At 74.8% G+C, this 22,274-nt stretch carries 3 protein-coding genes; 1 reads left to right on the forward strand and 2 read right to left on the reverse strand.

The window, feature by feature from the left end; genetic code table 11:
* Positions 1 to 3: 3 nt before the first annotated feature.
* Positions 4 to 258 (reverse strand): hypothetical protein, encoded by a 255-nt coding sequence (locus ACIBQZ_RS27105; protein WP_396091596.1) that lies wholly within the window; start codon positions 256 to 258, stop codon positions 4 to 6.
* A 151-nt stretch (positions 259 to 409) separates the two neighbouring features.
* Here ACIBQZ_RS27105 and ACIBQZ_RS27110 point away from each other — a divergent pair, with 151 nt between their 5' ends.
* Positions 410 to 1,105 carry a hypothetical protein gene (locus ACIBQZ_RS27110; RefSeq protein ID WP_396091597.1) on the forward strand — a complete coding sequence of 232 codons (696 nt, stop codon included), beginning with the start codon at positions 410 to 412 and terminating at the stop codon, positions 1,103 to 1,105.
* A 49-nt stretch (positions 1,106 to 1,154) separates the two neighbouring features.
* On the opposite strand, the gene ACIBQZ_RS27115 is transcribed toward ACIBQZ_RS27110, so the two are convergent.
* Positions 1,155 to 22,220 (reverse strand): amino acid adenylation domain-containing protein, encoded by a 21,066-nt coding sequence (locus ACIBQZ_RS27115; RefSeq protein WP_396091598.1) that lies wholly within the window; start codon positions 22,218 to 22,220, stop codon positions 1,155 to 1,157.
* Positions 22,221 to 22,274: the final 54 nt, after the last annotated feature.

Genomic DNA, 22,274 nt, shown 5'->3' on the forward strand with positions numbered 1-22,274 from the left:
CCCTCAGCCGGCGGGAATGTCACCCCGGGCGGCGATCAGCGTTTCCCGCGTGATCACGACGATGCGCTCGTAGTCGGCGCGTCCGGCATCCTTGGGCAGCACGCCCTCAAGCTCCTCGGTGCGGTCAGTCCCGATCACGGCCCATGATCCGTCGCTCAATTCAAAAATATCCGGACATGTAGCGTTATTGACGCTTCCGCGCTCTCGGGGGCTCTTCCCCAGACGACGAACGATCTCCACCCCGGCACCCTTCTCCACGCTTACCAAGCCAAGAGCTACAGCCTGCCCGGCAGCAGCGGCGGAGATCAACGGTCAAGGTCGCTGGTGGTGCGGTGTTTCATCAGTTGGTGGCGCGCCGACCACCTGATGGTGGGCGTGTTTCATTGCGGTGAGCTGCGACGATCAGCCGGTGAGTGACGCGGTGGTGCAGCAGGTGGGCCGGCCGAAGATTTCGTGGTGGCAGGTGCTGCGGGTCGTGCTGGTGCTCGGCTGGGTTGCCTGGGCCGCCCTCACCTGGTGGATGGCCCCGCGCGAGTCCACCGCCGCGCAGGCCCGGGCCGACATCGCCGCGCAGCGGCTGACCTACTACGAGTGGGGTGACGGCTGGCAGAACGACGGCGGTCTGGTCAGTCCCTTCCCCGCCGGCCTGGAGCAGTGGGGTGGTCCCGGTCCGATGCTGCTCTGGCACACCACCGACGGCCGCCGGCACTTCACCACCATCGACGAGCCGACCGCCGCCGCCACCGGTGTTGTCGGCACTCTGCTGTCCGGGCCCGAGGCCACCGCTCTCGACCAGGAGTTGCAGGCCTACGAGACGCGGCGGCCCGCCGATCCGCCGACCGGGGCGGTCCAGGGCGGCCTGCTCATCGCCGGCAGCGTGTTGTTCCTCTGGGCCCTGGTCTCCGCGGCCGAGCCGGTCACCGGCACCAAGTGGTTCTGGTTCTGGCTCGTCTCCGGCGTTCCGCTCGGGCTCGGCCTGCTCTGGTGGCTGGCCCGGGAACGACCGTGGTCGTCCCGGGCCGCCGAGCGGGAGCCCCGGCTGAGATGGTGGGCGGGCATCGGCATCGGCATCCTCGCCGGGCTGGTGGTCAGCCTGGCGCTGTGAGGACTGGAGACCACCTTCGGCGAGGGCCTGGTGCCGACGGTCCGCTGACTCAGCTCAGGCGCTCGGCCAGCAGCGGGCCGAGGCGTTCCAGGGTGGCCGGGTCGAGCAGTGCCGAGTGGGTCACCGGCAGTTCGTGCACCTCGATCCCGCCGCACACCGACCGCCACGCCGGCGCCGCCGGTCCGCTGAACCCCTGTTCCGGCACCGTCGCCTCGACGAAGAACACCTTGCCCGGGTAGACGGGGTACTCCGCCGTCGCCATCAGCCGGTCCGCGGCCAGGTAGTTCTCCAGGACCAGGGCGATCTGCGGGTCGGACAGGGCGGCCACGCTGCCGCCCGCCGCGCGGACGAAGGTGACCGCTTCGGCCACCGTCAGGTCGGCTTTGCTCACCTCGTACCCCATCTCGGTGAGCAGGGCCGCGACCGTCGACGGCGCTTGCACCGCGTCGCGCCGGGCGTCGAGCATGCCGACGAAGTCGACCGTGCGGCCGCGCGCGGTCAGCACGGCCGCCACGCACAGCGCCAGCGCCCCGCCGAAAGACCAGCCCAGCAGCCGGATCGGGCCGGTCGGCCGGCGCGCGGACACCCGGTCCGCGTGGGCCTCGGCCAGCTCGGTGAGCGAGGCCGGCAGCGGGCCGCCGGAGAGCAGCGGCGACTGCAGGCCGATCAGCGGCACGTCCGCCGGCAGGTGCCTCTTCAAACCGGCGAACTGCCAGGCCAGGCCGCTCGCCGGGGCCAGGCAGAACAGCGGCGGGCGGTCGCCGCCCGGGTGCAGCGTCAGCACCGGGTCAAGAGCATCCCCGGCCGGTGCGTCGTCGGCCAGCAGGCGGGACACGCCCGCGACGGTGGGCGCGGTGAAGAGCCGGGCCACCGGTACGTCCACAGCCAGCTCCCGCCGCAACGCCGTCGCCAGCCGCACGAGCAGCAGCGAGTGCGCGCCCAGCGCGAAGAAGTCGTCGTGCACCCCCACCTCGGGCACGCCGAGCACCTCGGCCACGATCCGGGCGACCGTCGCCTCGGCCCGTGACCGTGGTGCGGTGCCGGTGACGGCCACCACGAGGTCCGGCAGCGCCGCCCGGTCCACTTTGCCGTTCGGCGTCAGCGGCAGCGCGTCCAGCACGTGACACGCGGCCGGCACCATGTAGCCCGGCAGCGCGTCGCCCCAGAGCCCGGCCGGCACCGTCCCGCTCGTCGTCGTCAGGTACGCCACCAGCCGCTCACCGCGGGCCACCACGACGGCCCGGGTCACGTCCGGGTGGGCCAGCGCGACCGCCTCGATCTCGCCCAGTTCGATCCGGAAGCCGCGCACCTTCACCTGGTGGTCGGTCCGGCCCAGGTAAACCAGCCGCCCGTCGCGCAGGACGACCAGGTCGCCGGTGCGGTACAGCCGATCCCCGCCGGCGGCCGCGACGAAGCGGGACGCGGTCAGCGCCGGCCGGCCCAGGTAGCCCCGGGTGACCTGGGCGCCGCCGAGGTACAGCTCCCCCACCACGCCCGGCGGCACCGGCTGGAGCCGCTCGTCGAGCACGTGCGCGGTGGTGCCGGGCAGCGGGCGTCCGATGGAGCCGTTCCAGTCCGCGGTCACGTCCTCGCGGGTGGCCCACACGGTGACCTCGGTGGGACCGTACAGGTTGACCACTGCGGCGGTCCGGGCGATCAGGTCCGCCGCGAGCGGGGCGGGCAGCGCTTCGCCGCCGACGAGGGCCCGCACCCCGGAGAGGTCCACATCGGATGCCTCCAGCAGCGCCGCCCAGAGCGACGGGGTCGCCTGCAGCGCGGTGATCCGCTGTTCGCGCAGCAGTGCCGCCAGCAGCAGCGGGTCGCGGACCTGCGCCGGCGAGGCCAGCACGATCGTGCCGCCGGCCAGCAGCGGGCCGATCAGCTCCAGCACGGAGATGTCGAACGACAGCGTGGTCACCGCCAGCAGCCGGTCGGCGCCCCCCAGCGGTACGGCGGCCAGAAACGTCGCCAGGTCCCGGTGGGTGACCACCACGCCCTTGGGCCGGCCGGTCGAGCCGGAGGTGTAGATGACGTACGCGGCGTGCCCGGGGCGGAGCGCCACGGGCGGCGCCGGGGCGGGCACCGCCTCGGCCGGCCGGATCGTCGGCACCCCGGCGAACTCGCCGTCACCGATGACGGCTGCCGGTCGCGCGTCTTCCACCATGAAGGCGAGCCGGGCCTGCGGGAAGGCGGGGTCGAGGGGCAGGTAGGCAGCGCCGGCCTTGGCCACGGCGAGCACCGCCACGACCAGGTCGGCCGAGCGAGGCAGGTGGATGCCGACGATGCTCTCCGAGCCGATCCCGCGCGCCGCCAGCAGCGCGGCGAGGGCGTCGGAGGCCCGGTCCAGCTCGGCGTAGCTCCAGCTGACCCCGTCGGCGACCAGCGCCTCACCGTGGTGCCGGGAAAGCGCGGAGAACCAGGGATCGCCCACAGTGGGCGAACCGGCCACCGCAGGAGGCCCGGCCAAAGCCGGCAGCCCAGCCAAAGCCGGCAGCCCAGCCAAAGCGGGCGGCCCAGCCAAAGCGGGCGGCCCAGCCAAAGTGGGCAGCCCGGCCAAAGTGGGCGGCGGGGCAAGAGCCAGGTCGCGGCGGTCGGCGTCGGTCAACAGGTCGGCGGAGGCGACCGGCTGCCCCGGGTCCGCCGCGAAGGCGATGAGCAGCGTCGTGAGCCGCTCCAGCAGCCGCCGGGCCGTCCCGGGGCGGAACCGGCCCGCGTCGTACTCCAGGCTCACCTCGACCCCGTCCGCGCCGCCGTCGATGAACGTGATGTTCAGGTCGACCTTCGGGTCGGCCGCCACCTCCGGGGCCGGCAGCACCGGCAGCCCGAGCACCGGGCCCGGGTCCGCCGGCCGGTGGAAGTAGCCGATCATCGCCTGGAACAGCGGGTTGCGCCCGGCCGCCCGCGGCGGGTTGACCAGCTCCACCACCTGCTGGAACGGCACCGCGGCGTGCTCGAACGCGGCCAGGTCGGCGGCGCGCACCCGGCGCAGCAGCTCGGCGAAGGTGGGCGCGCCGGACAGGTCGGCGCGCAGCACGACGGTGTTGACGAAGAAGCCGACCAGGTCGTCCAGGGCCGCGTCGCCGCGCCCCGAGGTGGGGCTGCCGATCGGCACGTCGGTGCCCGCGCCGTGCCGGGAGAGCAGCACCGCCAGTGCGGCGTGCAGCACCATGAAGAGGCTGGCCGACTCGGCGCGGGCGATCTCCCGCAGCGGGTCGATCAGGCCGGCCGGCAGGTTCGCGTGCACCAGCCCGGCCGTCTTGCGTCCCGGCATGCGGGGCGCGTCGGCGGGCAGGGTGATCTCGTCGGGCAGCCCGCGCAGCGCCGAGCGCCAGAAGTCCCGCGCGGCCGCGTCGTCCGACAGGGACAGTGCGTAGTCCGCGTACTGCACCGGCAGCGGGGTGAAGGCCGGCGCCCGGCCGTCGAGGCGGGCGAGGTAGGCGGTGCTCAGGTCGCGCAGCAGCGGCCCGTCGGACCACTCGTCCATGGCGATGTGGTGCAGCACCAGCGCGAGCACCGTGCTGTCGCCCTCGTTGAGCACGGCCGCGCGGATCGGCAGGTCGGCCGCCAGGTCGAAGGGCCGGCCGACCAGCTCGTCCACGGTGACCTCGGTCAGCACCGGCAGCCGGTCCGGCGGGTCGGCGATGTGCTGGGCCGAGCCGGTGACCAGCGTGCGCAGCACCTCGTGCCGGGCCACCACGTCGGCCAGCGCCAGCGACAGCGCCGGCACGTCGATCCGGCCGGCCAGCCGCAGCACCAGCGGATAGTGGTAGGCGCTGGAGCCGGGGTCGAGCCGGTCGAGCAGCCAGAGCCGCTGCTGCGCCGGGGAGAGCGGCAGCACGTCCGGGCGGGTCCGGGCGGCTAGGGCGGCCCGCGCCGGGCCGGCGGTGGCCCGGGCCAGCCGCTCGGGGGTACGCGCGTCGAACAGCGCCCGCAGCGACAGGTCCCCGCCCAGCTCGGCGCGGATCCGCCCGAGCAGCCGCAACGCCGTCAGCGAGTGCCCGCCCGCGTCGAAGAAGTCGTCCTCGACGCCGACCGACGGCAGCCCCAGCACCTCGGCGAACAGCTCGCAGAGCCGGCGTTCCCGGTCGTCGGCGGGCGGCCGGGATTCCGTGGCCACCGGGGCGGTCGGCGGCAGTGCGGCAGTGTCGAGCTTGCCGTTGACGGTCAGCGGCAGGGCGTCCACGACCGCGTAGAGCGACGGGACCATGTAGGACGGTAGGCGCTCACCCAAAGCGGATTTGACGGCAGCGGGTGCCACGGTGCCGACCAGATATGCGTGCAGAGCACCGTCGCGGGCCAGCACGGCCGACTGCCGGATGCCGGGCACCGCGGACACGGCGGTCTCCACCTCGCCCAGCTCGATCCGGTAGCCGCGGATCTTCACCTGGTCGTCGGTGCGGCCGAGGAAGTCCAGGTTGCCGTCCGGACGCTCGCGGACCAGGTCACCGGTGCGGTAGAGGCGGGTGCCGTCCGGGCCGGCGACGAAGCGGGCGGCGGTCAGGCCGGGCCGGTGCAGGTAACCGCGGGCCAGGCCGGCACCCGAAATGTAGAGCTCCCCGGCGACCCCCGGCGGCACCGGACGCAGCCAGCCGTCGAGCACATAGCCGGTGGTGTTCCAGATCGGCTTGCCGACGGTGGCGGTGGCGCTGTCGGCCGTACCGCCGCCCAGGGTGTTGATCGTGTACTCGGTCGGGCCGTAGAGGTTGTAGCCGGCCACGCCCTCGGTGTCGCGCAGCACCGCCCAGAGCTTCTCGGAGACGGCCTCGCCGCCGAGCAGCACCAGGCACGGGCGGTGGTCGCCGGCGAGCAGCCCCTCGTCCAGCAGCGCCTGCGCGTACGTCGGGGTCAGGTTGACCACGTCGACCCGGTGCTCGGCGCAGTAGGCGACCAGGGCCCGGCCGTCGCGGCGCAGCTCCTCGTCCGCGACGTGCACGTGGTGGCCCTCGACCAGCCAGAGCAGCTCCTCCCAGGACATGTCGAAGGAGAAGCTCACCGTGTGCGCGATCGTCAGCACCCGCCCGCCGGCCGCCGCGACGGTCGGGGCGAAGATCGCCTCCCGATGGTTGAGCTGCATGTTCGTCAGCCCCCGGTACGGCGTCACCACCCCCTTCGGCCGCCCGGTCGACCCCGAGGTGTAGATGACGTACGCGGGCCGGTCCAGCCGGCCGGGCGTGCCCGGGGCGAAGTCGGCCAGCCACGGCTCGCCGACCTCGGCGTACAGCCCGGCCAGCGAGTCCAGCACCGCCAGCGGCCGGGCGTCGTTGATCATGTCCTGGCGCCGTTCGGCCGGCAGGTCCAGATCCAGCGGCAGGTACGCCGCCCCGGCCCGCAGCACCGCGAACAGCGCCACCACCATGTCCACCCCGCGCGGCAGGGCGAGCCCGATGATCGTCTCCGGGCCGGCGCCGAGCGCGCGCAGTCCCCGGGCCACGGCGCTGACCCGGCCGTCCAGCTCGGCGTAGCTCAGCGTCACGCCGTCGTGGGTCAGCGCGGCCCGGGCCGGGGTCCGCCAGGCCTGCTCGGCCAGCATCTCCGCGATGGTCAGGTCGGGGATCCCGGCGACCCGGCCGAGCTGCGGCGGCGGCACCGGCAGGGCCACCGAGGCGACCGTGGCGCCGGTGTCCAGCGTGCGCAGCACCCGGCCGAGCCGCGCGAGCAGCGCCCGGGCCTCCGCCTCGGCCACCACGTCCGAGCGGTACTCCAGGCGGATCCGCAGCTCCCGGCCCGGGGTGACGACCCAGGTCAGCGGGTAGTGGGTGGCATCGACGGCCTCGACGCCGACGATGCCGTGCGCGGTCTCCAGGTCGGTGAACGTGTCGTCGTCGAGGAAGTTCTGCAGCACGTACAGGTTGTCGAAGAGCGGGCCGCGCCCGGCCGCGCGCTGGATGTCGCCCAGCCCGAGGTATTCGTGCGCCATCAGGTCGATCCGCTCGGCCTGCACCCGCCGCAGCACCTCGCGCACCGGCTCGCCGGCGCCCAGGGTGACCCGCTGCGGGACGGTGTTGAGGAAGACGCCGACCACCTCGTCGATGCCGTCCAGCTCGGTGGGCCGGCCGGCGACGGTCGTGCCGAAGGTGGCCTCGGCGCGGCCGGACGCGTGGCTCAGCACGATGCCCAGCGCGGTGCTCAGCACGGTGTTGAGGGTGACCCCGGCGGCCCGGGCCTGCTCGGTGAGCCGCACCGTCTGCGCCTCGGTGAGCTGCAGGGCGAGGCTGGTGGCTAGCACCGGCCGGGTGCCCGCGGCGGCCGGGTGGAGGATCGTCGGCTCGCCCAGCGCGTCCGCCCAGGCGCGGGCGGATGCCTCGGTGTCCTGCCGGGCGATCCACGCCAGGTAGTCGGTGAAGCTCGCGCCCCTCGGCGCGACGGGCCGGCCCGCGTACGCGCCGAAGAGGTCCCGCAGCACCAGCTCGCGCGACCAGCCGTCCCAGAGCAGCAGGTGGTAGGTGAGCAGCAGCCGGTCCCGGCCGCCGGGCAGCCGCAGCACGGTGAGCCGGGCCAGCGGCGGCCGGGCCAGATCGAACGGCCGGGACCGGTCGGCCGCCATGATCTCGTCGAGCCGGTCCGGGTCGGCCGCGACGACATCGACGATCGCCGGCACCTCGGTGCCGAGGATTGCCACCGCGTGGTCGCGGCCCTCGTCGGTGAAGGCCAGCCGGGTCGCCGGGTGCGCCGCCAGCACGGCCGCGAAGGCGCGTTCGAGGGCGGGCACGTCGAGCCGGTAGCCGACGTCGAAGGCGTTCTGCGCGATGTAGACGTCCGCGTCGCCGGCCAGCTTCGCCTGGAAGAACAGCCCGTCCTGCAGCGGCGACAGCGGCCACACCTGCTCGGCCGGCGCCAGCGCCGCGGCCCAGCCGTCGGCGATGGCCCGGGTGGCGTCCAGCCCGAGCCCCTCGTCCGCATAGGTCAGGACCGCGTGCAACTCCCGGCCGCGGATCCAGACGTTCACCTCCAACAGGTACGGCGTCCCGGCCTCGGTCCGTACCGTGATGTCCTCGTCGGCCGGCGACCAGTCCGAGGTGTCCTCGGCGAAGCGCCCCAGGTAGTTGAAGAGCACCTGCGGGGTGCCGAGCCGGACCAGCACGGCGGCCGAGCGCGGGTTGACGTAGCGCAGCAGACCGTAGCCGAGGCCGTCGTCCGCGGGGGCGGTCGCGGGCAGGCGTACCGGGGAGATCGCGGTGAACCAGCCGACCGTGCGGGACAGGTCCGCGTCGCCGAGCGGTTCGCGGCCGTGCCGTTCCAGGTCGACCACGAGGTCACCCTCGGCCCCGCGCCACCCGTTGACCGCGGTGTGCAGGGCGGTGAGCAGCTTGCCGGTCACGTCCCCGCCGAGCTGCTCCATCGGGAAGCGGATCCGGTGGTCGCGGGTGGGACCGCCGGCGAGCACGCCCGGCACGAGTTCGCCGCCGGGAGCGAGGGCGGCCTGCCAGGCCGGGAACCCGGCCAGCCGGGACGCGCTGCCCGCTTCCTCGGTGAGCTGCCGGGCGAAGGTCCGCAGCGAGGTGCCGACCGGGTCGAGCGTGCGGCCCGCGTAGGCCTGGCGCAGGTCCTCGGTGAGGATGTGCCAGGAGACCCCGTCGACCACCAGGTGGTGGGCGACCAGCAGCAGCCGGCCCTGGGTGTCCGGGCCGCCGTCGAAGAAGACCGCCTCCAGCACCCGTCCGGCGTCCGGGTCGAGCCGCGCGACGGCGTCCGCGGCCGCCCGCTTGATGACGCCCGGGTCGATACCGTCCACTGTGGTCAGCGTGACCCGGCCGGTGGCGGTGATCTCCTGGGACCACAGCATCGGCGCCGGGCGGCTCAGCCGCAGCCGCAGCGCGTCGTGCCGCTCGACCAGGGCGTCCAGGGCCCGCTGGAGCCGGGCCGCGGTCGCGCCCGGCGGGGTGCGCAGCAGGTCGGACTGATGCAGGCGGCTGACGTCGCCGCCCAGCTCGGCCAGCCGGTGCACGATCGGCAGCAGCGCGACCTCGCCCACCCCGTCGCTCGGCGCCGCCACCGGGGCCGGCGCGGTCCCGGTCGCGGCCAGCGCGGCGGGCGTGCGCTTCACGAAGACGTCGCGGGGAGAGATCCGGACGCCGCTGCGCTTGGCCCGGTTGACGAGCTGGATGGCCACGATGCTGTCGCCGCCCAGGGCGAAGAAGTCACCGTCGGCCGGCACCGGGACCCCGAGCACCTCCGCGAACAGCTCACGCAGCGTGGTGACCGCTGGGGACTCGTCCTTCGTTTCCGTAACGGTCGCTACGACGGGCGCCGGCAGCGCGTCCCGGTCGAGCTTGCCGTTGACGGTCAGCGGCAGCGCGTCCAGCGTCACGAACGCCGCCGGGACCATGTAGTCCGGCAGCACCGTGGCGAGGTGGGCGCGGACGGCGTCGACATCGGGCCGGGTGCCGGCGCGGGCGACCAGATAGCCGACCAGCTTGCCGTCACGAACGGTCACGGTCGCGTCGGCGACGCCGCCCAGCGCCAGCAGCGCCGCGGTGATCTCGCCCAGCTCGATCCGGTAGCCGCGGATCTTCACCTGGTGGTCGGACCGGCCGAGGTAGACCAGCTCGCCGTCCGCCCAGCGGGCCAGGTCGCCGGAGCGGTAGAGCCGGCCGGGCCCGAACGGGTTGGCGACGAACCGGGACGCGGTCAGCGCCGGCCGGTCCAGGTAGCCGCGGGCGAGCTGCGCGCCGGCCACGTACATCTCGCCGGTCACGCCCTCGGGCACCGGCTGCAGGTACGCGTCCAGCACGTGCACGGTCAGCCCGGGCAGCGCGGCGCCGATGACGCTGGGCCGGCTCACGTCCTCCGGGCGCAGGGCACGGAACGAGACGTGCACGGTGGTCTCGGTGATGCCGTACATGTTGACCAGTTCGGGGGTGGTGTTGCGGGCGTACCAGGCGGTGAGGCGGGACAGGTCCAGGGCTTCGCCGCCGAAGACGACGTATCGCAGCGGCAGCCGGTCCGGCTCGGCCGCGTCCGCCTCGATCAGCGGGTAGAACGCGGACGGCGTCTGGTTGAGCACGGTCACGCCCTCGGTGCGCAGCAGGGCACGGAAGCGCTGCGGGTCACGGGCCATGTCGTGCGGGACGACAACCAGGCGGCCGCCGTGGAGCAGCGGGCCCCACAGCTCCCAGACCGAGAAGTCGAACGCGGACGAGTGGAACATCGTCCACACGTCGTCCGCGCCGAAGGTGAAGTGCCGTTCGGCGGCGGCGAACAGCGCCCGCACGTCGCGGTGGGTCACCACGACACCCTTGGGCCGGCCGGTCGAGCCGGAGGTGTAGATGACGTACGCGGCGTTGTCGCCGGTCAGCGCCACCACCGGCCGGGTGTCCGGGCGACCGGGTGCGTCGACCGCGAGGCCGCCGTCGCCGATCCGGCAGACCGGTGCCGCGTCGGACAGGATGCACTCCTGCCGCGCCACCGGGGCGCCGAGGTCGACCGGCACGTAACAGCCGCCGGCCTTGACCACGGCCAGCAGCGCCACGATCAGGTCGGCGCCGCGCGGCAGCATGACCGCGACGCGGGACTCCGGGCGGACCCCCTGCGCGATGAGCTCGTGCGCGAGCCGGTTCGACCGCGCCTCCAGCTCGGCGTAGGTCAGGGTGGTGTCCCCCGCGGTCACCGCGACGGCGTCCGGGCGGTCCAGGAACAGGTCCAGCGTCGCGTCGCGGACCTCGACGGTTTCCCCGCCGCCGGCCACCGCACCCAGGTCCAGGGTGGACACCGGGCGGTCCAGGCCGTCCGCGAACTGGTCCAGGATCCGGTGCACCAGACCGGCGAGTCGCTGCGCGCCCCGGGCGCCGACGTCGTACTTGATCTCCAGCGTCAGGGTCTCCCCCGGGAACGCGACCAGCGACACGGGATAGTGCGGCGAGTCCGTGCCGGTGAAGCCGCGCACCCCGAGGCCCTCCGCGTCGCCGCCCCCGACGGCCGGGAAGTTCTCCACCACGACCATCGAGTCGAACAGCTCGCGGACCCCGGCCAGCCGGTTCAGCTCGGCCAGGCCCACCTGCTGCACGTTCAGCACGTCGGTCTGCTGCTCCTGGAGCCGGCGCAGCACGTCGCCGAGCGGCTCGTCCGGGCGCCAGGCCATCGGCACCGGCACGGTGTTGATGAGCAGGCCGACGACGGACTCCACGCCGGGCAGCCCGCCGCCGCGGCCGGAGACGGTCGAGCCGAAGACCACCCGGTCGCGGCCGAGCAGCCGGCCGAGCAGCAGCCCCCACGCGCCGTGCACGAGCGTGCTGACGGTGACCCCCGCCGCGCGGGCGGCGTCGGCCAGCTCGCGGGTGCGGGCGAAGGTGGCGAAGGCGCTGTCGTGACGCGAGACCGTGGTGACGTCCGGGTAGAGCGTGGTCGGCTCGACGCCGGCCAGCGCGGTGGCCCAGGCGGCTCGGGCGGCCTCCCGGTCGCGGGTGACCACGGATTCCACGTGGTCGCGGAACGTCGCGGCCGGGGCCGCCGGCTCCGTGCCGTGGTACGCGGCCACGACGTCGGAGAACACCAGCGGGTACGACCACCCGTCGGCCAGGATGTGGTGCATGGTCTCGATCAGCCGGTGCTCGGTGGCGCTCAGCGAGACCAGCGCGTACCGCAGCACCGGTGCCCGGGCCAGGTCGAACGGCTCGGCCAGCTCGGCGGCTGCGAGCTCGGCCAGGCGCTCGGGGCCGTCGGCGGTGTACTCGCGCCACGGTACCCGCACGTCGGCCGCGATGACCTGCACGATCCGCCCGTCGCGCAGCTCCCGGAAGGACGCCCGCAGCGCGTCGTGGCGGCGGACCGCGGCCTCGACCGCCCGCCGCAGCCGGGCCGGGTCGACCTCGCCGGTCAGCTCGGCGATCTGCTGCACCGCGTACGTGTCCACCTCGGCGGTCACCGCGTGGAAGTACATGCCCTCCTGCAACGGCAGCAGCGGCAGCACGTCGGCGGCGCCGGCGAACGCGTCCACGTCGTCCTGGGTCAGCGAGACCAGCGGGAAGTCCGACGGGGTGTGCCCGCTGAGGTCGGCGGCGGCCAGCTCGCGCAGCGCGGCCATCCACTGCTCGCCCAGCGCGATGACCCGCTCCTCGGCGAGGATGCCGGCCGGCCAGGACAGCGTGGCGGTGAGGACGTCCCCGGTGGCGTGCGCGTTGATCTCCAGCGGCATCGCCGGGTTGGCCGGGTCCACGCCCTCGCGCAGCGGCGCGGCGGGACTCCAGTCGCCACCGCCGCCGGCGCCGAAGCGGCCCAGGTAGTTGAAGAGGATCTGCGGGGCCGGGCCGAGGTGCTCGTCGCGCAGCCAGCGCAGGTGGCCGTACCCGATGCCGTCGGCCGGCACCGCACGCAGCTGTTCCTTGACCGCCCGGGCCGCGGCGGCGAGGTCCCCGGCCGGGCCGGGGTCGAGCCGCACCGGGTGGATCGCGGTGAACCAGCCGACCGTGCGGGACAGGTCCAGCTCGCCGGTGCGGCCGTGGCCCTCCAGGCTGACCAGCACCGGCGCGTCGGCGCCGCGCCACCGGTTGACGGCCACCGCCAGGGCGGTGAGCAGCACGTCGTTGACGCCGCCGAACATCGCGGCGGGCACGGTGGACAGCAGCGGGACGGTCACCTCGGCGGGCAGGCCGACGGTGATCGAGCGCACCGTGGCGGCGGTGTCGACGGCCGGATCCACCGGCCGGTCGCCCAGCTCCGGGCCCGGCTCAGCGAGCGTGGCGCGCCAGAAGGCGGCCTCCGCGGAATGGTCGGCCCCGGTGGCGGCGAAGGTGCGGAAGGACGCGCCCACCTCGTCGAGGGTGACCGGGCGGCCGGCGGACACGTCGGCCCAGGCACGCGCCAGGTCGCCGGTGAGGATCCGCCAGGAGACGCCGTCGATCACCAGGTGGTGGATCACCAGCGTCAGCCTGCGGCCGGTCCACACGGCCTGCAGCATGATCCCGCGGCCGGGGTCCAACCGGCGGACTGCCTCCGTCTCGTCGGGAGCGAACAGGTCCGCGGCGCGCAGGCCGGGTGGCGGCACGTGCAGGGTGCCGTCGAAGCTCGCCCGGAGCAGGTCGTGCCGGTCCAGCAGCGCCTGCAGGATCGTCTCGAGCTGGGTGCGGGTCAGCGCGGCCGGGGTGTGCCAGGCCATCGACTGGTAGAAGTTCGCCAGCGGCGTCGCGGACTTCACCGTCTCGGCCAGCATCGGGGTGAGCGCCACGTCGCCCAGGCCGCTGTCCGCCCGCACGGCCACCGTGGTCGCGGGCAGGCCGGCGGCGAGCGCCCGGACCGTCCGGCGGCGGAACACGTCGCGCGGGGTGACGTGCAGGCCGGCCTTGCGGGCCCGGCCGGCGACCGCGATCGAGGAGATGCTGTCGCCGCCGATGCCGAAGAAGTCGTCGTCGATGCCGACCTCGGGCAGGTCGAGCACGTCGGCGTAGATGCGGCAGAGCAGGGTTTCCCGCTCGTCGCGGGGGGCGCGGGCGGCCGACCTGACCGGGGCGCCCGGCGGCAGCGCGGCGGTGTTCAGCTTGCCGTTGACGGTCAGCGGCAGGGCGGGCACGACGGCGTACCGCGACGGGACCATGTAGGACGGCAGGCGCTCGCTCAGCGCCGACTTCACCAGCGCGGGCTCCACCGGGCCGACCAGGTAGGCGACCAGCTTGCCGTCCCGGGCGAGCACGGCGGCCTGCCGGACGCCGGGCACCGCGGCGACCGCGGTCTCCACCTCACCCAGCTCGATCCGGTAGCCGCGGATCTTCACCTGGTCGTCGCTGCGGCCGAGGAAGTCCAGGTTGCCGTCCGGACGCTCGCGGACCAGGTCACCGGTGCGGTAGAGGCGGGTGCCATCCGGGCCGGCGACGAAGCGGGCGGCGGTCAGGCCGGGCGCGTGCAGATAGCCGCGGGCCAGGCCGGCGCCGGCGATGTAGAGCTCGCCGACCACGCCGGGCGGGACCGGGCGCAGCCAGCCGTCCAGCACGTGACCGGTCGTGTTGAAGATGGGCCTGCCGACCGTGGGGGTGGTGCTGTCGGCCGTGCCGGCACCCAGGGTGTTGATCGTGTACTCGGTGGGGCCGTACAGGTTGTAGCCGGTCGGGCCGTCCGGGTCGCTCAGGCGGGACCAGACCGCCTCGGTGACGGCCTCGCCGCCGAGCAGCACCAGCCACATCCGGTGCCCGTCGAGCAGGCCCTCGGCGAAGAGGTGGTGCGCGTACGTGGGGGTCACGTTGATCACGTCGATGCCGTGCGCGTGGCAGTAGCCGACCAGCGCGGTCGCGTCCCGCCGCAGCTCCTCGTCGCAGACGTGCACCTCGTGGCCCTCGACCAGCCAGAGCAGCTCCTCCCAGGACATGTCGAAGGAGAAGCTGACCGTGTGCGCGATCCGCAGCCGCTCGACGCCGGCCGCCCGGGCCCGCGCCACGGTCGGTTCGAAGATCTCCGCCCGGTGGTTGAGCTGCATGTTGGTCAGCCCTCGGTACGGCGTCACGACACCCTTGGGCCGGCCGGTGGAGCCGGAGGTGTAGATGACGTACGCGGGCCGGTCCAGCCGGTCGCCGGTGAAGTCGGGGTGGGTCACCGGGCCGTCGTCGGTGGCCAGACCGTCCAGCGAGGTGAGCACCAGCAGCGGCCGGGCGTCGTCGACCATCTGCTGCCGCCGCTCGGCCGGCAGGTCCAGATCCAGCGGCAGGTACGCGGCCCCGGCCCGCAGCACGGCGAACAGCGCCACCACCATGTCCACGCCACGCGGCAGCGCGAGGGCGACAATCCGCTCCGGGCCGGCGCCTCGGGCGACCAGTCCACGCGCGACGGCGTCGATCCTGGCGTCCAGCTCGGCGTAGGTCAGCTGCTGGTCTCCCGCGACGAGCGCAACCGCCGAGGGGGTGGTCGCGGCCTGCGCCGCGAGCATCTCCGCGATCGTCTCGTCGGGAATGTCGGTTTCCTGGCCGGAGAGGTCGGTCGCATCGAACGGCACCGCGCCGGCGGTGATGTCGAGCCCGTCGGCCAGCGTCCGCAGCACGGCCGTCAACGAGTCCACCATGGACTTTGCGGTCGCCGCGTTGATCACATCCGGGCGGTACTCCAGCTTGATCCGCAGGTTCGCGCCCGGCGTCAGCACCCAGGTCAGCGGGTAGTGCGTGGTGTCGGTGTACTCCACGTCGACGATGCCCTGGGCCGCCTCCAGCTCGGCGAAGGTGTCGTCGGCGAGGAAGTTCTGCAGCACGTACAGGGTGTCGAAGAGCTGGTCGTGGCCGGCCGCGCGCTGGATGTCGCCCAGCCCCAGGTACTCGTGCGGGGCCTGGTCGAGCCGGTCCTGCTGGGCCCGGCGGGCCAGGTCGGCCACGGTGTCGCCGGCGGCGGCGGCGACCCGGGCGGGCACGGTGTTGAGGAACAGGCCGATGACGTGCTCGATGCCGGGCAGGTCGGTCGGGCGGCCGGCGACCGTGGTGCCGAAGGTGACGTCGGCGCGGCCGGTGCGGTGGCCCAGCACCAGCCCGAGCGCGGCGGTGAGCACCGAGTTCAGCGTGACCCCGGCCCGGCGCGCCTGCTCGTGGAGCCGGGTGGTCACCGCGGTCGGCAGGGCGGCCAGCACCCGCTCGGAGAGCATCGGCTCGCGGCCGACGGCCTCCGGCACCACGATGGTCGGCTCGTCCAGCACGGCCTTCCAGGCGGCGGCCGAGGCGGCGGTATCCCGCGCGGCGATCCAGGCCAGGTAGTCGGTGAACGCCGGGCCGTCCAGCGGCAACGCGCCCCGGGCGCCGCGGGAGTCGTACAGGGCGAACAGCTCGCGCAGCACCAGCTCGCGCGACCAGCCGTCCCAGAGCAGGAAGTGGCAGGTCAGCAGCAGCCGGTCGGTGCCGTCGGGGCGGCGCACCACGGTGAGCCGGACCAGCGGCGGGGTGTCCAGGTCGAACGGGCGGGTGCGGTCCTCGGCGGCAATCCGCTCGGGGTCGCCGTCGACGACGGTCACCACGGCCGGCACGCGCGCCGGGATGACCTGGTGCGGCCTCGGCTCGCCGGTGAACCCGGCCCGCAGCGTCGGGTGCCGGTCCAGCAGCGCGGCGAAGGCCAGCTCCAGCGCCGGCACGTCGACGCGCCGGTCCAGGTCGAAGACGTTCTGCGCGAGGTAGGTGGCGCCTCCGTCGGCGAACGTCGCCTGGTAGTAGACGCCCTGCTGCAGCGGCGACAGCTCCCAGACGTCCGCGGCGGGTGCGGCCTGCGGCGCGGTGACCGGCTGCTCGCCGGTGGCGGCGATCGCCGCGGCGGTACGGGTGCGGAAGACGTCCTGGGTGGACAGCACGATCCCGTCCCGGGCGAGCAGGTTGACCAGCCGGATCGCGGTGATGCTGTCCCCGCCGGCGGCGAAGAAGTCGTCATGCACGCCGACGGTCGCCACCCCGAGCACCGCCGCGAGCCGCTCGCAGACCAGCGCCTCGCGCGGGGTGCGCGGCGGGGTGGCCACGGCGGCTGCCGGGTCGGGCAGCGCGCGCCGGTCCCGCTTGCCGTTGGGCAGCAGCGGTACGGCGTCCAGCACGGTCACCGTCGCCGGCACCAGGTACCCGGGCAGTTCCTCGCGCAGCGTCGCGAGCAGGCTCTGCGGGTCGAGCGCGTCACCGACCACATAGGCGTGCAGGCTCCGCCGATCGCGGGCGACCGCCACCGCCTCGCGGACCCCCAGGCGGCGCAGCAGGGCCGCCTCCACCTCCGCCAGCTCCACCCGGTGCCCGTTGACCTTCACCTGGTCGTCGTTGCGGCCCAGGAACTCCACCGTGTCACCACGCCAGCGGCCCAGGTCGCCGGTGCGGTACAGCCGCTCCCCGGGGGTGAACGGGTCGGCCACGAACCGGACCGCGGTGGCGCCGCCCTGGCCCCGGTAGCCCCGGGCCAGCTGGGCCCCGCCGACGTAGATCTCGCCCACCGCCCCCGGGGCGACCGGGTCCAGGGCAGCGTCGAGCAGGTGGACCCGTACCCCCGGCACCGCCCGGCCGAGGGTGACCGGCTCCCCGGGGGTGACCACGCCGGCCAGCACGTCGCCGGTGTTCTCGGCGGCGCCGTAGGAGTTGACCACGGTCGCGCCGGGCGCAGCCGCCAGCAGCACGGCGACGGTGGCCGCGTCCAGGGCCTCGCCGCTGGTGATCCACCGCCGCAGCCCGCGGACCCGCTCCGGAGCGGTCTCGGACAGCGCGGCGGCCAGGCTCGGCACGGCCAGCAGCTGGGTGGCGCCGGACTCGGCGACCAGCCGGGCCAGGGCCGCGCCGTCGGCAGCCGCGGTCTCGTCCGCGACCACGACCGTGGCACCGGCGACCAGGCCGCCGAGCAGCTCGGTGGTGCCGTCGATGAAGCTCATCGAGCTCTTCGCCACCCGCACCGCGCCGTCCCAGGCGTCGCGGGCCCAGGCCAGCCGGTTGGCGAGGCCGGCGTGGGTGCCGACCACGGCCTTGGGCCGCCCGGTCGAGCCGGAGGTGTAGACCACCGAAGCCGCGTCAAGCCCCGCCACCGTCACGGCCGGCGCCTCACCGCGGGCGGTCCGGACCCGGACGGTCGGCAGGTCGTGCGGCGGCAGCGTGCGGGCGCTCGGGTCGTCGACCAGGACGCAGACGGGTGCCGCGTCCTCCAGCATGAACTCGATGCGGGCGGCCGGATATCCCGGGTCGACGGGCAGGTAGGCGGCCCCGGCCCGGAGCACGCCGAGCAACGCGACGGGCAGCTCGGCGGTGCGCCGGGTGGCGACCGCGACGACATCGCCGCGGCGTACCCCGGCGGCGTGCAGCGCACCGGCCACCTCGCCCGCGCGGGACCACAGCTCGCCGTAGGTGAGCGCGACCGCGCCACCCCGCACGGCGGTCAGCGTGGGGTCGACGGCCGCGATCATCTCGGGCACGGTGGCCTCGTGCCGCGCAGGTGCGCCGATCCCCCGGGTGAGCGCGGCGGCCCGCTGCTCGGCCGACAGCAGGTCGAGCGCGGCGACCGGCCGGGACGGGTCCTGCGCGATCGCGCTCAGCACCCGGAGGTACTGCGCCAGCAGCAGCTCGGCGGTCTCCGGGGCGAGCCGGTGGGTGAGGTCGACGGCGATGGTGTCGCCGGGCTTGACCATCAGCGTCACCGGGTAGTGCGGCGCCTCGATCGCGCGCATCCCGGCGATCCGCAGGTCACCACCGGCCGGCGCGGTCGTGTCCGGGTAGTTCTCGACGACCACGAGGGTGTCGAACAGCTCGGGCAGGCCGAGGCGGCGCTGCACGTCGGCCAGCGCGGTCTGCTCGTGCTCGACCACCTCGCGCTGGCTCGCCGCGAAGCCGCGCAGCACGTCGGCCAGGGTGTCGGCGCCGGCCCAGCGGACCCGGGCGGGCACGGTGTTGATGAGCAGGCCGGCGATCGTGTCGACGCCGGGCAGGTCACCGCCGCGGCCGGACACCGTCGAGCCGAACACCACGTCGCCGCGGCCGGTGACCCGGCCGACGAGCACACCCCAGGCGGCGGCCAGCACGTTGCTCACAGTGATGCCGTAGGCGCGGGCGACGGCCTGGACACCGGCGCCGTCGACGGTCGCGGAGATCCGCCCGGCCGGGGCGGCGGGGCCCGGCCGGGCCGCGCCGCCGACGGTCCCGGACTTCCGCGCCGCCGGGGCGGCGGCGCCGGGGGCCAGCAGGGTCGGCTCGTCCACGCCGTCGAGCAGGCGGGCGAACGCCTCCGGGTCGCCGGTGCCACGCCCGGCCAGGAAGTCGCGATAGGACGGTGCCGGCGGCAGCGACTCGCCGGCGTAGCGGGCGAGGAGGTCGTTGAGGATCAGCGGGACTGACCAGCCGTCGGCGACGATGTGGTGCACGGTCTGCACCAGCACGTGCCGGTCGGCGGCGAGCCGGACCAGCGCGTACCGCATGCCGGGCGGGCGGGCCAGGTCGAAGTGCTGCGCGCGCTCGGCGGCGGCCACCGTCTCCACGTCGTCGGTGACGACCAGGCGCCACGGCAGCTCCGGGCGGGCGGCGAGGACGGCCACCACCTCACCGTCCCCGATCGGCCGGAACGCGGCGGCCAGGTTCGGGTGGCGGTCGAACAGGTCCGTGGCGGCGCGGCGCAGCCGGTCCTGGTCCAGCGGCCCGTCCAGCTCGATAAGCTGCTGCACCACGTACGGGTCGGCGTCCGGCGCGTACGTGGCGTGGAAGTAGAGCCCGGCCTGCAACGGCGTCAGCGGCAGCACGTCGGTCACGTCCGGGCCGAGCGCGTCCACGTCGGCCTGGCTCAGGGTGACCAGCGGGAAGTCCGCCGGCGTGTGCCCGCGGACGTCCGGGTCGGCGGCGATCACGGCCAGCAGCTCGACCCAGCGGCCGGCGATCTCCTCGACCCGTCCCCGGCTCAGCACGCCGGCCGGCCAGCTGAACGTGGCGGCCAGCCCGGCGTCGACGGCGACGGCGTTGACCTCCAGCGCCCGCGGCAACGGCATCCGCGGGTCGCGGCGCTCGGCCACGGTCTCGCCGGCACCGAACCGGCCCAGGTAGTTGAAGAGCACCTGCGGCTGCACCGCGAGTTCGGGCCGGGGCGCCAGGTAGCGCAGGGCGCCGTAGGAGAGGCCGTTGCCCGGCACCGCGCGCAGCTGGTCCTTGACCGCCTTCACCGCGGCCGCCACGGACAGCCCGGTCACCTCGAGCCGCACCGGGAACAGCGTGGTGAACCAGCCGACAGTGCGGGACAGGTCGAGGTCGACCACGTCCTCCTCGCGCCCGTGTCCCTCCAGCTCGACCAGCAGCGGCGCGTCCGGGGAGAGCGCCAGCGCGAGGGCGGCCAGGAGCGCGTCGTTCGGGCCGCCGTGGATGGCCGCGGGCACGGTGCTCAGCAGTCGCTCGGTGAGTTCGGCCGGCAGCGTGACGGTCAGCGTCTCCTCGGTGGCGACGGTGTCCCGGGCCGGGTCCAGCGCCCGGCTGCCCAGCAGCGCGACCGGCTCCGCGGCGACCGCCGCCCAGTGCGCCTCGTCGGCGCTGAAGTCCACTCCGGACAGCGCGGTGGCCCACTGCCGGTAGGAGGTCGGCGCCGGCGCGATGGGCAGCCCGGTGCGCAGGTCCTCGGCCAGCACACGCAGCGACACCCCGTCCACGACAACGTGGTGGACCGCCACGATGAGCCGGCCGGCCGCGGGCGCCCAGTCCACGGCGACCATCCGCTCGGTGCTCAGCCGGGCGACGGTGGCGTCCAGACCCGCGTCGACGGTGAGGACGTCCGTCGGGGTGAACGGCGGGATCGTCAGCACCGCGCCGTCGAGCCGGGCCCGCAGCACGTCGTGCGCGGCCAGCAGGCCGTTGATCAGCTCACGCAGCCGCGCCTCGGTCAGGTCGGCCGGCGTCCGCACCGTGACGGCCTGGAAGAAACCGTCGGTCGCCGAGCCCACCTCGTCCAGCCACGCCACGATCGGCGTCGGCGGCACCGGCCCGGTCGCTTCGACGGTCGCGGGCGCGGGCTCGGCGGCGGCCGAGACGACCAGCGCCAGCGCGGCCGGGGTCGGATGGGCGAACAGGTCGCGGGCGCGCAGCGTGAACCCGGCCCGGCGGGCGGCCCGGACGGCGCCGATCGCGACGATGCTGTCCCCGCCGAGCGCGAAGAAGTCGTCCTCGGCGCCGACGGTCTCCAGACCCAGCACGCCGGCGAACACCTCGCAGAGCGCCGCCTCGGTGGCGGTGCGCGGCGCCCGGGACGCCGGGCGGGCCGGCCCGGGTGCGGGCAGGGCGCGCCGGTCGACCTTGCCGTTCGGGGTCAGCGGGAACGCGTCCAGCAGCACCACCGCGGACGGGACCATGTATTCCGGGAGCCGGTCGGCGCACCAGGCGCGCAGTTCCTCGGCGGTGGCGGGGGTGGCCGTCACCGCGTACCCGATCAGCTGCCGGTCGTGCACGACCGCGACCGCCTGGCGCACCGCGGGGTGGGTGGTGACGACCGCCTCGACCTCCTCCAGCTCCAGCCGCATGCCCCGGATCTTGACCTGGTTGTCGGCACGGCCGACGAACTCCAGCGTGCCGTCGCCGTGCCAGCGGGCCAGGTCGCCGGTGCGGTACATCCGTGCGCCGGGCTCGCCGAACGGGTTGGCGACGAACCGGGAGCCGGTCAGCGCGGGCGCGTTGACGTAACCGCGGCCGAGCAGGAACCCGGCGGCGTAGAGCTCGCCGGTGACCCCGGGGCCGACCGGGGCCAGCGCGTCGTCGAGCACGTAGAGCTGGGTGTGCGGGTTGGGCCGGCCGATCGAGGTGGCGATCCGCTCGGCCGCGTCGCGGTAGATCACGTGGGAGACCCCGATGGTCGCCTCGGCCGGGCCGTAGCCGTGGTAGAGCGTGGTGCCGAGCTGGGCGCGGAACCGGTCGAACAGCTCCGGGGTGAGCACCTCGCCGCCGCACCACACGTGCTTGAGCCCGTCCAGCAGGTGGGTGCCGCGGGCCAGCTGGAGCAGCACGTCCAGCATGGACGAGACCAGGTAGACGAAGGTCACGCCCTCGGTGGCGATCAGGTCGAGCAGGTACTGCGGATCGCGTTCGCCGCCGGGCTCGGCCACCACCACGTAGCCGCCGGAGACCAGCGGCAGCAGGATCTCGTTGACGCTGATGTCGAACGACAGCGGCGCCTTGAACAGCGACGCGTCGCCGGGGCCGAAACGCAGGACCTGCTCGACCTGCCAGCGCAGCCGCTCGGCGATGGCCTCGTGCCGGATCATCGCGCCCTTCGGCGTGCCGGTCGAGCCCGAGGTGAAGATGACATAGGCGAGCTGGCCGGGCGCGACCGGGATCGCCGGGTCCGTGGCGGCGCCGGCCGGCAGGTCGGTGAGCACCAGCTTCGCCCGGGCCTCGGCCAGCACCTGCGCGCGGCGCTGGGCCGGCCAGGCGGGATCAACTGGCACGAACGCGCCGCCGGCGACCAGCACGCCGAGCACGGCGATGACCATCTCGGCGGACCGCGGCATGCCGATGCCGACCACGTCCTCGGCCCGCACGCCGTGCTCGCGCAGGTGCCGCGCGACCGCGAAGACCCGGCCGCTGAGCTCGGCGTAGGTCAGCCGGGTCCCGCCGGCGACCAGCGCCAGCGCGTCGGGGGTACGCCGGGCCTGCGCGACAAAATCAGCGACCGGCGTCGAGACGGTCTCCGGCCTGGTGTGGTTGTTCCACCGCGCGAGAAGCCCCTCGACACCCTGCAGCCCTGCCGTCATCTGATCCCGCCCTCCGATGGGGAACGCCACGAGGGCGCGCGTCACCGACGCGGG

Origin of the sequence: Actinoplanes sp. NPDC049599 (assembly GCF_044465625.1) — a bacterium.
In the GTDB taxonomy this organism is placed as follows: Bacteria; Actinomycetota; Actinomycetes; order Mycobacteriales; family Micromonosporaceae; genus Actinoplanes.